The sequence below is a fragment of the Plantibacter sp. Mn2098 genome (assembly GCF_049319745.1).
GTDB lineage: Bacteria > Actinomycetota > Actinomycetes > Actinomycetales > Microbacteriaceae > Plantibacter.
The window spans coordinates 167636-180240 of record NZ_JBMOUH010000007.1 but is presented as its reverse complement, the minus strand read 5'-3'; the positions used below and the strand labels follow the sequence as shown (position 1 = coordinate 180240).

Here is a 12605-nt window from a genome sequence, read left to right as displayed (position 1 = left end):
GGAGGCCGGAATGCCACGCGAATTCCAGGGGAGGATCGAGCTCGACATCCGGGACTCGGAACCCGATTGGGGCGCGTACGCTCCCACCGAAGCGCCGAAGGGCGCACCCAATGTCCTCGTCGTCCTCTTCGACGACACCGGCCTGGCGGCCTGGGAACCCTACGGCGGCCGCATCAACATGCCCACGCTCAAACGGCTCGCCGACGGCGGCCTCACCTTCTCCCAGTGGCACACGACGGCGCTGTGCTCACCCACCCGCTCGTCGTTCCTCACCGGTCGCACCCACCACCAGAACGGGTTCGCCACGATCTCGGAATCCGCGGTCGGCTTCCCCGGATACAACGGCCACATCCCGAAATCGAACGCGTCGGTCGCGCGGATCCTGCGAGACGCCGGGTGGTCGACGTACTGGGTGGGGAAGAACCACAACGTCCCCGTGAACGCGATCTCGAGCGGATCGGATCGGAGCGCCTGGCCGCTCGGACAGGGCTTCGACCGGTTCTACGGGTTCATCGGTGGTGAAACCAACCAGTGGTACCCGGACCTCGCGGTCGACAACCACTACGTCGACCAGCCGTACTCCCCAGAGGAGGGATATCACCTCTCGAAGGACCTCGCCGATCAGGCCATCCGGATGCTGCGCGACACGAAGCAGTCGGACCCGGACAAGCCCTGGTACCTGTGGTTCTGCCCTGGCGCGAATCACGCGCCGCACCACGCGCCCCAGGAGTACATCGATCGGTACAAAGGCATGTTCGACGACGGGTACGAGGCGTACCGCGAGTGGGTGCTCCCGCGGATGGTCGCCGCGGGCATCCTGCCGGAGGGGACCGAGCTCACCCCGCTGAATCCGATGACGGAGGGCACCTTCTCGCCGGGGGACAGCGTCCGCCCGTGGTCGGAACTGACCAAGGAGGAGCGGCGCCTGTTCTCCCGGACCGCCGAGGTGTATGCCGGGTTCAGTGAGTTCACCGACGCACAGGTGGGCCGGATCGTCGACCACCTGGAGCGATCCGGGCAACTCGACAACACCCTCATCATCTACGCGGCCGACAACGGAGCATCGGGAGAGGGCAGCCCGAACGGGTCCATCAACGAGAACCTGTTCTTCAACGGCTACCCGGAGGACATCGCCCAGAACCTCGGCATGGTGGACAAGCTCGGCGGGCCCGAGGCGTACAACCACTACCCGACGGGCTGGGCAGCGGCGTTCTCGACCCCGTTCCGCATGTTCAAGCGGTATTCGTACGCCGGCGGCTCGGCCGATCCGCTCGTCATCCACTGGCCGGCCGGCATCGCTGCGCGCGGAGAAGTGCGCAGCCAGTACCACCACTGCACCGACATCGTCCCGACCATCCTGGACGCGTGCGGCGTCGAAGCGCCTGCCGTCGTCGACGGCGTCGAGCAGACGCCGATGCCTGGCGTCTCCATGCGCTACGCCTTCGACGCCACCGAGGCGCCGACGACGAAACAGACGCAGTACTACGAGATGCTCGGCACCCGCGGCATCTGGCACGAGGGCTGGAAGGCGGTCACGGAACACGGTCCGGTCCCCATCGATCTCGGGCACTTCGATGAGGACCGATGGCAGCTGTTCCACACCGATGAGGATCGCGCGGAAGCGCACGACCTCGCCGAGCAGCACCCGGACAAGCTCGAAGAGCTGAAGGCCCTCTGGCTGGAGGAGGCGCACAAGTACAACGTGCTGCCGCTCAACGATCTGGGGGTCGCGGGGCTCATCAAGCTCGAGTACCACCGGCCGGTGCCAGTGGACGGTCGTTTCACCTACTACCCGGGCACGACGGAGGTGCAGGAACAACTCGCGGCACGCACACAGCAGGTGTCGTTCAACATCCTGGCCGACGTCGAATTCACGCCGCAGGCCGAGGGTGTCGTTGTGGCCCAGGGATCTCGTTTCGGCGGGTACTCGCTCTTCGTCCAGGGCGGGAGGATCGTCTTCGTCTACAACTTCCTCGGCATTCCACCCGAGCAACGGGTGTCCGCTGAGGTGCCCGCCGACGGCCGGCATGTCGTCGGCGTCGGTTTTGTGAAGGACGGCAGCGGCGAGCACGGCGAAGCCCTCGGCGAACTGACGCTGTACATCGACGATCGGGCCGTCGACACCGCGCGCATCCGCACCCAGCTGGGTCGCTACGCGCTCACCGGCGAAGGGTTGAGCATCGGCTACGACTCCGGCGACACGGTCAGCCCCGGCTACCCGAACCGGTTCGAGTTCACCGGAGGGACGATCCACGAGGTCGTGTACGACGTCGCGGACGACCACTACATCGACGTGGAGCAGGAGTTCGCGGCGAAGCTCGCCAGCGACTGAGGAGCGGGTGCGTCGAGGCTTTCCGTCGACGCACCCGTACCTCACTTCGTACCGATGCCGACAGCGCCGACCGAACGATTCGGCCAGAAGTAGTAGCACGCCGACGCCACGACCAGACCGACCAGGAACGAGATGTCGATGTCGCCGATGAGTGCTGCGACCGGCCCGACATAGAACGGGAGCACCGCGAACGGGATCATCGACGCGAATCCCGCGCCGTACGCGACCAGACCCCGCGCCGACCACCGCCCGTACACCCCGTTCTTGTCCAGGATGTCCGCGACGGAGTAGTCGCCCTTGCGCACCAGGAAGTAGTCGGTGAGGTTGACCGCCGTCCACGGGACGAGGAGGAACAGCATCAGCGACAGAGCGCCGCCGGCAACCCCGACCACGTCATCGCCGAAGGGGATCGCGATCGCCGCCCAGATCGTCACCGCGCCGAGGCCGATCCAGAGCCTCGTCCGTTTCCCTCCTCGGAATCCGAACATGTCGGCGGCCGTCATGACCTGCAGTGCGACGCTGTAGGAGAAGGACCCCAGGCACACCACGAGCGTCGCGACGGAGACGACTGCGAGCAGGAGTCCGAACCCCTGGATGACGGAATCGCCGGCGCGGGCCAACGACGTCAGCGCGTCCTGCGCGCCGAACGATGCCGCCAGCCATGCGCCGATCCCGAGCAACCAGATCGCTGACAGTCCGGTGCCCGTGTACACACTCGCGATGAGCAGACCCGGCTTGGTCGTCGGTGGGAGATACCGCGTGTAGTCGGAGACGATGGGCGCGAGGGCGATGTTGTACGCCGCCGACACCGCGAACTGGGCGATGAAGGCGACGGCGCTGAACCCGACGGCGCCGACGCCGGACGCGCGCGGTTCGTGGACGGCGCCGACGATGATCATCACGGTGAAGATCGCGAACAGCGGGAGCGAGACCGCGAAGATGATCCGACTCGCCCGGTGGAGCGCGTCATGACCGAGCACTGCGAGAACTGCGGCGCCGAGATTGATCACGATGCCGACGAGCACGGGGGACCAGCCGAACATGCTCTGCAGGCCGCTCGTGGTGAGCACGGTGTAGACCACTCCGAAGCCCAGATAGCAGGCGACCGCCATCACCACCGCGATGGCGGCGCCATAGAACCCGAACTGCGCACGGGACTGGATGATCTGCGGCAGCCCCATGTGCGGCCCCTGCGTGGCGTGGAACGCCATAAAGAACGTGCCGAATGCCATGCCGGCGACGCCCGCGACGATCGTCCAACCGAACGACAGCCCGAGCGACGGCCCGGTGAAGCCGAGCGCGATGGTGAAGAAGCTCCAGTTCGCGACGAAGAAGAACGGGGTGATGCTCCAGGCGTTGCCTTTGCGTTTGTGCAGCGGTATCCACTCGATCGACGCGGATTCGAGGAGTTCGGATCGAGGGCCGCTGCTCTGGTCGAGCAGCTCGTCACGCTCAGTGGTCATGGTTGTTCACTCTCGGGTACAGGGGAGGTCATGGTAGTTCTCACCGGGCACAGCAGCGGGATCGCCAGACGGACCGCGGCGATGGCCGCCGGAACCGGGGACTCCCCGGCGGCCAATCGATATACGACGGTGCCGTCGACGACCGCGAGGACCGCCTGGGCGATCTCCGGCCTGCTGACCCGTCCGTTCAGGGCGAGGATCCGGCCGACGAGGTCGGCGAGCTCGTCGTTGTACCTGCTCACCAGCGGGCGGAGCTCAGGGTGCCGCCCCGATTGGATGTAACGCTCGTACACGCCGGAGATCGTCGCCCGGGAGGTGTCGGCCTGCTCGGCCGGGTGGATGGTCGCCACCTCCACGATCGCGCTGGCGGCCTGCTCCAGGCTGAGGTTGCGAGGGAGGCGGCGGATGAAGTCCTCCCCGCCCAGCACCCAGCCGGTCAGCGTGTAATCGAGGGCTGCTTCGCGCAGCCGCTCTCTCGACGGCAGGAACGCGCGGACGGTGGCCTCCGGCAGATCGGCTTCCTCGGCGACCGCTCTGGTCGTCAGCGCGTCGATGCCACGGCGACGGAGGACGGCGGCCGCCGCGCGGACGACCGCGACCCGCCGGTGGGCGGATCGGGTCGAACGCTGCAGTGTGGTGTCGGTCATCGTTCCTCGCTCACAGCGAGAACAGGTAGCGGTCGCGTTCCCATTCGGTCACTGAGGAATGGAAGGACTCCCACTCCTCGAGCTTCATCGCCGTGTACTCACGGACGAACCGCTCGGGGAACACCGATCGGGCGAGCTCGCTCCCGGCGAATGCCTCCGTCGCTTCGAGGAGGTTCCGGGGGAGTCGGACGCTGTTGCTGCGTGCGGAATCGGTGTCATCGAGGAGTGCGATGTCGACGGGTTCCCCTGGATCGAGGTCGTTCCGGATGCCGTCGAGACCCGCGGCCAGGAGGAACGCCGCAGCGAGGTAGGTGTTGGCCGACGCATCGACGACGCGGTTCTCGATCGCGGGCCGGTTCTGGGGGAGGCGGAGCATGCACGAGCGGTTCTGTACGCCGTACGCAGACCAGACCGGCGCCCAGGAGGCGGTTCCGTCGGCGAGCCGTGGATTCAGTCGCTTGTAGGAGTTGACCGTCGGAGTCACGATAGCGGCCAGCGCATCCGCGTGCCGCATGATGCCGGCGGAGAACGCGTACGAGAGCCTGCTCCACCCGAGGCCGCGGGGATCGTCAGCATCCTTCATGAGGTTCTCGCCGGTCGTGGTCGACTCCAGGCTCATGTTGTAGTGGTGGCCGGAGCCCCATGCCTCCGTGTACGGCTTGGGCATAAATGTCGCGGCGAGGCCGTGGCGCTTCGCGATCTGCCGGACCATGACCCGGAAGAAGGTCACCTTGTCCGCCATTTCGAGCGCTCCGTCGTAACCGAAGTCGAACTCGTACTGGCCGTCACCGCCCTCCTGATCGAAGCTGTACACGCCGAACCCGCTCTCCTGCATCGCGCTCACGAGCTCGTCGAGGAAATCGGCTGCGTCGAGCGTCGCCTCAGTGTCGTAGGCGGGCGAGGGGCGGAGACTGCCGCTCGGTGCGACGGGGCGCAGGTACGGGCCCTGGACCGCATCCGGCCGGAAGACGAACAGCTCGATCTCGACGCCCAGTTTGAATTCGAATCCGCGTTCGCGGGCGAGACGGAGCTGCTCTTTCAGGATGCTGCGGGTGCACTGGTCGAAGGGCTCCTCGCCCTCGCGGAGCAGGTCCGCCGCCATCCAGACGAATCGTCGATCCCAGGGGAGCACACGCAGGGTCGACGGATCGGGGATCGCGACGGACTCGTCCTCCTGCGGCTCCATCACGCCGAAGCCGGTGATGCCGCGCGGCGTGTAGCGCTCGGAGCCGTCGAGGAGTTTCGGCAGGAGTTCGATGGGGACGACCTTCGCCTTCGAGCGGCCATGGACGTCGACCCAGCCGCCCATCGCGTACTTGACGCCCGAGTCGATCAGCCGGGCGAGGTCGGCCTGATCGATGGTGGGCTGGGTGATCGGGGTTCGGGTGACCGGGGTTCGGGTGGTCGTGCCAGTCAGAGGTGTGGTGTTCATGGTCGGTGTTCCTTGCTGTGTCAAATCCAGGTGGGGGTGGGAGCCGGCGAGGCGTTCACGAGCGGGGCGGTCTCGACGAGCGCCGATCCCACCTGCCGGTCGATCGCGTCCACGATGAGCTCGAAGATCTCTCGGCCAAGCTCAGGGGTCGCTTCGGAAGGAGATCCCGTCACGCCGTTCCGGGAGAGGGACTCGGCCGTGTACCGGAACGCGAGCGAGGTGGTCCGATCGATGTCGTCTGCTGATCGCATCGCATCGATGTCGACGAGTTCCGGGGCGAGATGCAGCACAACCGATGTCTCGCCGCGGTTCGCGTGGATGTCCTGCCCGTCAGCGCTCACGAGTTCCGCGACGCGGTCATCCGCCTTCCACCAGTCGATCCAGGACGAGCGCAGATCCGGGCGGCGGAACCGCAGGACGTCCGTGGCGGCGGCGAGCGGTGTCGCATTGCCCATGTGGCCGTTGACGAACAGGATTCGGGTGAGTCCGCTGAGCGAGGCCCATTCCGCGTAGCGCACGAGGACGGTCGTCAGCTCGTCGGGGAACAGGGACAGCGTCCCGGGGAACGCCGTGCCGTGCCCGAGGCTGCAGCCGACGGTGATCGGCGGCAGGACGACGATGTCGTCTGGACGCCGTGCCAGCGCGGCATCGCAGAGCGCCGATGCGATCCGTGTGTCGGTGTCCGTCGGGAGGTGCGGCCCGTGTTGTTCGGTGGCGCCAACCGGGACGAGTCCGATCCGCCGATCCAGGTTCGCGTTCGCGAGTCGGGACATCGTCGATTCTGCCCACTTCACTGGGCCAGTCCAACGGTTCGTGCAGATGGATGTGGGAAATTGTGTCTGAGAGACATCAGAGCCTCCACGACTGAGGAGCTGATGCTCCCAGTTCCTTCCGGGCTTTTGTCCCCTGGTGTCCGGCGTGGGCCGGTGCGTCCCTCGGTCCAGTCCTCGTGCGAGCGGAACCCTAGACGGCTGCCCTCGTCGAGGGCGTTATGGGAAGAGTAATCGAGGGATCCTCGCGGGCGTTACCGAGGTGTTTCAACGGCGTAACAATCGGTCTTCCGGTGCGCTCAGGACCCCGGCAGGGCCGATGCCGTCTCGCTGAGCGTTCTTTCAGGGAGGAGGCCGCCGATGTTGCGCAGGTTCTCGGTCTCACCGAGCACACTGTCGCCATGCCAGTCGCGCCCTCATCCCGTTCATTCGCCGCGTCCAAGGTCCCACAGGTGACCGCGCTGTTCTGGATCGTGAAGATCCTGACCACCGGGATGGGGGAGACCGCGTCCGACTGGCTCGTTGTGCACCTGGAGCCGGTTGTTGTGGTGCTCGTCACGGCGGTCCTCTTTGTGCTGTGTCTGGTCCTCCAGTTGCGGGCGCCGCAGTACGTCGTCTGGCGGTACTGGCTGCTCGTGGCCATGATCGGGGTGTTCGGCACGATGGTCGCCGATGTCGCCCACATCGTCGTCGGGGTTCCGTACACGGTGTCGACCGCGGTGTTCGCCGTGCTCTTGGCCGGGGTGCTGTTCACCTGGTGGCGCACCGAACGGACGCTGTCGATCCACTCGATCACGACCAGGCGGCGCGAGCTGTTCTACTGGGCGACCGTGTGCGCGACGTTCGCGCTCGGTACTGCGGCCGGCGACTTCGCAGCTCACGACGTCGGCCTCGGGTACGCCGGTTCAGCAGTCGTCTTCGCCGTTGTGTTCGTGCTGCCGTGGGTGGCGTACAGATTCCTCGGTTGGTCGGCGGTCGCCGCGTTCTGGACGTCCTACATCGTGACGAGGCCGCTCGGTGCGTCCATCGCGGACGGGCTCGCCGTCTCCCACGACCGCGGCGGAGCAGGGCTCGGCACGGGAGAGGTCACACTCGTCGCGATGGCGGTGACGATCGTCTTCGTCGCGGTCTTGGCGTGGAACGAGTCCCGGACGTCACGGGGCGTCGCCGCGGGTCGTGTCCCGGAGCGTTCCCCGGAAGTGGGCTGAGGAGAACGGCTCGGCGATCAGCGATCGCGTGGAGCCTCATTGCTTCTCGGCGTGTCTGGCGCATTCGGGAGGAACACGTTGACGGCGAGCCCCGACCCCGGGTCGTTGCGCAGCGCGATCGTCCCGCCCGCGTTCGCAACGATGACTGCGACGATCGCGAGGCCGAGTCCGACACCGCTCCCGGCCGTGCGGGAGTCGTCCTGACGACTGAATCGATCGAAGGCGCGGGGCGCGAACGCCGGGTCGAGGCCGCCCCCGGTATCGGTCACCGTCACCGATGCGCCGCCCGACTCCTCAGCGAGTTCGACGATGATGCTGCCACCACGACTGCTACCGCGGCCGATGGCCTTCAGCGAATTGCCGAGCAGGTTGTCGAGCAGGCGCCCGACGTCCTCGGCCCGGATGGCGAACGCGCCGTCGGAGCCGACGCTCGGGCGTGTGTACGAGACGGTGATCCCGTCCCCGCCGACCGTGCGCGGGTCGATCGGCGCTGTCCGCGACAACGCGCGGTCCACTGCTGCTTCGACCTCCTGATCGAGGTCGAGGAACGACGAACGACCGGTCGGCTCCGCCGTCTCGAGCATCGAGAGTTCGAGCATCGAGAGTTCGAGGAGCGATGCGACGAGTCTCGACAACCTGGCGACGTTTCGCCGCGCACCCTCGATGTCCCGCACCAGATCGTCGATTGATGATGCTTCGGCGATGGCGACCTGCAACTGCGTATCGAGGAGCGCGATCGGCGTGCGCAATTCGTGGCTCGCATCGGCGACGAGTTGGCGTTCCCGGAGCGCGGCATCCCGGAGCTTCTCGATGAGGTCGTTCAGTGTGCGGGCGAGGTCCGAGACCTCGTCGCTCGCCTCGCCGACCGGCAACAGCTCGGCCGATGGGGCCGCAATCAACTCCCGCGCACCGTCCTGCAGTCGTCGCACCGGGCGGAGCGACGCCGACGTGAGCATCCAGGCCGCCGCTGCCACGCCGATGACGATGACGGCGAGTCCGACGAACACGAGCGCGCGCATCTGATTCAGCACCGTGTCTTCTTCGGCGGAGTCCCGTGCGGCGATGATCGTCCAGTCGGCGCCCGAGAGCGCCACGGTCGTCGTCAGCACGGTGTAGGACGACGAACCCGCCCGGATCTCGTGTGCCGCGGTATCAGGACGGATCTTGGAAACGGCTTCGGCGAGCGCCGCCGGCAGCGTATTGAGGGGGATCGCACCGTCAGGGGCGCGGACGGCGATGAGCTGAGCGGGGCCGGGCTGGTCGAACGGGTCGTCTGGTTCGGTGTGCAATGCGACGACGTACGGTGCGCTGTCGCTTCGCAGCACAGCAGTCGTGCCGTCCCGCACGATGCGTTCGATCTGCGCGTTGAACACGACTCCGGCAGCGATGGCGATGAGCGCTGCGATGAGCAGGCTTCCCCCGGCGATCCGCGCCCGGATGCCGAATCGTGCGGTGAGTCGCGGCCCGCGCATCACACGCCCGTGTCGACGAGCTGGAAGCCGACCCCTCTGGTCGTGACGATCCGGACCGACGCGGATGCCCGATCGAGTTTGCGGCGGAGGGCACTCAGATACTGGTCGACGATGTTCGGATCGATGTGGTCGCGCGTCTCCCATACTTCATCGAGGATGTCGGCTCGACTGACCGTCTGGTCGTGGCGGTGGGCGAGGACGCGCAGGAGGTCGAATTCGGTTCTGCTGAGCATCAGCTCTGCGCCGTCGGACCGTGCGCGATGACGAACGAGGTCGAGTGTGAGCCCACCGAACTCGATCGTCGTCTGCGTGTGGAGGGCGTCGCGACGACGGATGGCGCGAATCCGCGCGGACAGTTCCGCCAGATCGAAGGGCTTGACCATGTAGTCGTCCGCGCCGGAGTCGAGGCCTCGGACACGATCGTCGACGGCGTCTCGCGCGGTGAGGAGGATCACGGCGATCCTCGGATCGATCTCCTTCAGTCTGCGGGTGAGCTCGAACCCGGACATGCCGGGCAACATCACGTCGACGATGGCGACGTCGACGCCGGCGGTTTTATCCGATGCCTGTCGGATGGCGGCGATGCCGTCGTAGGCCTCGGCGACGTCGTGCCCGTCGACGGCGAGTCCTCGCGCGAGGAGCGACGTCATCTCGGGTTCGTCGTCGACGACGAGGATCTTCATGTGTGCTCCGCCGAGGTCAGCGCTCGGAGAGCACTGCGACGAGCTGGTCGAGTGTCGGTGAGCCGGCGAGTCCGTCCGGCGTCGGATACACCCGGCAGGCGAGGTCTGGCGTCCTGCCGTCGGACGGGAACGCGTCCTCGCCGTCGATCAGGATGGTCGGCGAGCCGGAGAAGGGGATCGATGCTGAGACCGGAGCCGATGTCAGCTCGGTCCGGGTGACCTGGACCTTCTGGTGCCCGGTCTCATCGAGCGCGGCTCGGAGGCGTTCAGCAGCGATCTCCGTGTTCGGACAGTCGACGATGTGCAGCAGCTCGATTCTCACCGCTCTATTGTCCATCGGTTCCGTGTTGGGCGCTCGTCGGTGCATCGATCTTGCACCTCAGCAGGTCGACGTCGCCGTCCCGGCGAGCGCCGCGTGGAAGAAGTCCAGGACCTCGGGCACGGCCTTGAGCGCGATCAGACCGTGCCCGGTGCCCGGGTAGGTGCGCGAATCGACGCGAGTGCCGATCGCGCACACGGTCCGCACGAACGCAGCGGTCGCCGTCGGATGCACCAGCGTGTCAGAGAGCCCTTGGGCGACGAAGAGCGGGGCCGGGATGCTGGTCGCGCCCGGGGTGTTCTCGCGGAGCATCGTCGCCCAGGGTTCCGTCGTGCCCGGGTCGTGGACGACGTAGTCCCCGAGGAGCCGGCCGGCGATGGCGTGGAGCTCGGTGTGGCCGCTCAGGAGGCAGAGCCCGGCCAGGACCTTGGTCTGCCGCACGCCCTCCGGGGAGAGGATCGAATCGAGGGAGAGCCCGGGGTAGCGATCGCGATAGACCGATTCGTAGGCCGCGAAGGCGTATGAACCGATCGTGATGCCGGACACCGTGCCGATGTCGTCGCGGAGCAGTGCGGCGAGGTCGGCGGCCGGGGCGGCGACGGCTGCGGCGACCAGACGGAGCTCCGGCGCGTAGTCCGCGGCATCCTGAGCCGCGAACAGCGCCGCCTGCCCGCCCTGCGAATGGCCCCACAGGAGCAGCTGCTCGTTGGCACCCGTGCCGGGCAGTGCGCGCGCCGCCCTGGCAGCATCCAGTACGCTGTTGCCCTCCGTCTCGCCGATCAGGTACGCGGCGGGACCGGGGAGGCCCATCCCGGGGTAGTCGGTCGCGGCCACCACGTATCCTGCCCGCACGAGGTCGTCGAGTCCCTCGATGAGGTCGAACGGATCGATGCTGGTCGACGGCGCGCAGTGGATCGCTGCGCCCGTGGTCGGATGCCCCCAGGACACGACGGGACGGCCGCCGGGCGGGGCCGGTGCGTCAGGCGCGACCACAACACCGGAGACGAGGACGTCGGCCCCGTCCAGGTCGCGACTGTGATAGATGACCCGCCACGCGCGCATCCCGTCGCCGATGCTCGAAATCGACTCCGAGCGGAAGATCTCTCCAGGTGCCCCGGGTGGGGGATGTGTGGGCACCGTCATGAACCCAGGATCGCCGGCCTCCTCGACGATGCTCTCCGTGATCCGCCGATCGATCGACGACGTGCACGCGAGCACCGCGACCGCGACGACGACCGCCTGGAGTGCGAAGAACCGTCTGTGCATCGTGGCGCCACCGGAAATCGCGGGAGCCCGCGCTCCCGATGGGTGAACGCTAGCACCGGCGACGTCGGCGGTCCATGCCTCCTCCGCCACTCGTGTGGCAGTCCTCCTGCCGGTCTCCCGCACCGATGTTACGATCCGTGTCGTCGCCACGGCATGCCTGCGCGAGTTCTCGCGTCTCATCTGCGTCTTCCCGGGACGAAACTCAGGTGATCGGCCGGATTCGGCCCCGGAAATCAGCCCGCTCGGTAGCAACCCGTAACACTGGAGGGCCCGGATTGCCGGGTGAGAACGCCGCTCCTATGCTCGCCGTCAGATCGTTCGCTCGAACGAATTCCCCCACGCCGCTCTCAGAGGAGCCCGCTGTGCCCGACATCGTTCGTACCCGCCTCGTGAACCCGAATTCAGTCACGCTCACCCTGGTTCTCAGCGCGCTTGCCGTCGCCGTGAACGTCCTCGGCGGCACGGCGGTCGGACTGTTGCACATCCCGTTCCTCTTCCTCGACACCCTCGGCACCTTCTTCATCGCCGCATCGTTCGGAATCCGCTGGGGTGTGCTCGTGGGTGTGCTCACGAACGTCATCCTCGGCGTCACCACGAGCCCGACGAACATCCCGTTCGCGATCGTGAACGCGGTCGTCGCGATCATCGTCGGCCTGCTCGCGAACAAGTGGGGGTACAAGCTCTGGGTCGCCATCGTCGCCGGCATCACCGTCGGCATCGTCGCGCCCGTCATCGGCAGTGTGATCGCTGTCTACGTCTTCGGTGGCCTCACGGGTGGTGGGATCGATGTCTTCGTGCTCGGCCTCCGTCAAGCCGGCTCCAGCATCTTCGTCTCCGCGTTCCTGCCTCGCCTCGGTGAGAACCTCATCGACAAGATCCTCACATCGCTCATCGTCTACGCGGTGCTCCGCGCCATTCCGCCCGTGCTGATCAAGCCGCGTCGTCGTGAACCCGTCACGCAGTCGGCCGAAGCACTCGTTTCGTCCACCCCGAACCCGGTCGCGTAAGGGCAT

The 12605-nt window shown here is 67.1% G+C and carries 11 protein-coding genes; 3 read left to right on the top strand and 8 right to left on the bottom strand.

From position 1 onward, the window contains the following. Positions 1-10 precede the first annotated feature (10 nt). Positions 11-2332, top strand: a complete 2322-nt coding sequence (locus ACL9RL_RS12420) for an arylsulfatase (protein WP_422780566.1) — start codon at positions 11-13, stop codon at positions 2330-2332. A gap of 41 nt (positions 2333-2373) precedes the next feature. Here the strand turns inward: ACL9RL_RS12420 and ACL9RL_RS12415 are convergent, their stop codons facing one another. Genes ACL9RL_RS12415 through ACL9RL_RS12400 form a run of 4 tightly spaced genes read right to left on the bottom strand, consistent with a single transcriptional unit; the run spans position 2374 to position 6647 of the window. After that, the gene (locus ACL9RL_RS12415) at positions 2374-3795 is read right to left on the bottom strand and encodes a purine-cytosine permease family protein (RefSeq protein WP_422780565.1); all 1422 of its coding nucleotides are present in this window, start codon (positions 3793-3795) and stop codon (positions 2374-2376) included. Further along, complete coding sequence (locus ACL9RL_RS12410) at positions 3792-4442, bottom strand: TetR/AcrR family transcriptional regulator (RefSeq protein WP_422780564.1); 651 nt, start codon at positions 4440-4442, stop codon at positions 3792-3794. The genes ACL9RL_RS12415 and ACL9RL_RS12410 overlap by 4 nt, the downstream gene beginning before the upstream one ends. 10 nt (positions 4443-4452) lie before the next feature. Continuing rightward, positions 4453-5874 (bottom strand): glutamine synthetase family protein, encoded by a 1422-nt coding sequence (locus tag ACL9RL_RS12405; RefSeq protein WP_422780563.1) that lies wholly within the window; start codon positions 5872-5874, stop codon positions 4453-4455. 20 nt (positions 5875-5894) lie between these two features. After that, positions 5895-6647, bottom strand: coding sequence for a creatininase family protein (locus ACL9RL_RS12400; RefSeq protein WP_422780562.1), 753 nt, complete (start codon positions 6645-6647; stop codon positions 5895-5897). Positions 6648-7045: 398 nt separating this feature from the next. On the opposite strand from ACL9RL_RS12400, the gene ACL9RL_RS12395 reads away from it, so the two are divergent. After that, the gene (locus ACL9RL_RS12395; protein ID WP_422780561.1) at positions 7046-7852 is read left to right on the top strand and encodes a hypothetical protein; all 807 of its coding nucleotides are present in this window, start codon (positions 7046-7048) and stop codon (positions 7850-7852) included. Between the two features lie 17 nt (positions 7853-7869). Here ACL9RL_RS12395 and ACL9RL_RS12390 read toward each other — a convergent pair whose 3' ends face one another. The 4 genes from ACL9RL_RS12390 to ACL9RL_RS12375 are packed head-to-tail and all read right to left on the bottom strand — an operon-like array spanning position 7870 to position 11592. Then, entirely contained in the window at positions 7870-9324 is a 1455-nt protein-coding gene (locus ACL9RL_RS12390; protein WP_422780560.1) for a sensor histidine kinase, read from the bottom strand. Next, entirely contained in the window at positions 9324-10007 is a 684-nt protein-coding gene (locus tag ACL9RL_RS12385) for a response regulator transcription factor (protein WP_422780559.1), read from the bottom strand. Before ACL9RL_RS12385 ends, ACL9RL_RS12390 begins: the two co-directional genes overlap by 1 nt. A gap of 16 nt (positions 10008-10023) precedes the next feature. Beyond that, positions 10024-10329, bottom strand: a complete 306-nt coding sequence (locus ACL9RL_RS12380; RefSeq protein WP_422780558.1) for a thioredoxin family protein — start codon at positions 10327-10329, stop codon at positions 10024-10026. Between the two features lie 57 nt (positions 10330-10386). Beyond that, positions 10387-11592 (bottom strand): alpha/beta hydrolase family protein, encoded by a 1206-nt coding sequence (locus ACL9RL_RS12375; RefSeq protein WP_422780557.1) that lies wholly within the window; start codon positions 11590-11592, stop codon positions 10387-10389. A 362-nt stretch (positions 11593-11954) separates the two neighbouring features. Between ACL9RL_RS12375 and ACL9RL_RS12370 the strand changes: the two genes are divergently transcribed. After that, positions 11955-12599, top strand: coding sequence for a CD3073 family putative ECF transporter S component (locus ACL9RL_RS12370; RefSeq protein WP_422780556.1), 645 nt, complete (start codon positions 11955-11957; stop codon positions 12597-12599). The last annotated feature ends 6 nt before the right edge of the window (positions 12600-12605 follow it).

Excerpts from the sequence above, each read along its gene's own strand:
- ACL9RL_RS12420 (WP_422780566.1), top strand. The coding sequence starts at position 11 with ATGCCACGCGAATTCCAGGGGAGGATCGAGCTCGACATCCGGGACTCG.
- ACL9RL_RS12405 (WP_422780563.1), bottom strand. The coding sequence starts at position 5,874 with ATGAACACCACACCTCTGACTGGCACGACCACCCGAACCCCGGTCACC.
- ACL9RL_RS12400 (WP_422780562.1), bottom strand. The coding sequence starts at position 6,647 with ATGTCCCGACTCGCGAACGCGAACCTGGATCGGCGGATCGGACTCGTC.
- ACL9RL_RS12395 (WP_422780561.1), top strand. The coding sequence starts at position 7,046 with ATGCCAGTCGCGCCCTCATCCCGTTCATTCGCCGCGTCCAAGGTCCCA.
- ACL9RL_RS12410 (WP_422780564.1), bottom strand. The coding sequence starts at position 4,442 with ATGACCGACACCACACTGCAGCGTTCGACCCGATCCGCCCACCGGCGG.
- ACL9RL_RS12385 (WP_422780559.1), bottom strand. The coding sequence starts at position 10,007 with ATGAAGATCCTCGTCGTCGACGACGAACCCGAGATGACGTCGCTCCTC.
- ACL9RL_RS12415 (WP_422780565.1), bottom strand. The coding sequence starts at position 3,795 with ATGACCACTGAGCGTGACGAGCTGCTCGACCAGAGCAGCGGCCCTCGA.
- ACL9RL_RS12375 (WP_422780557.1), bottom strand. The coding sequence starts at position 11,592 with ATGCACAGACGGTTCTTCGCACTCCAGGCGGTCGTCGTCGCGGTCGCG.
- ACL9RL_RS12390 (WP_422780560.1), bottom strand. The coding sequence starts at position 9,324 with ATGCGCGGGCCGCGACTCACCGCACGATTCGGCATCCGGGCGCGGATC.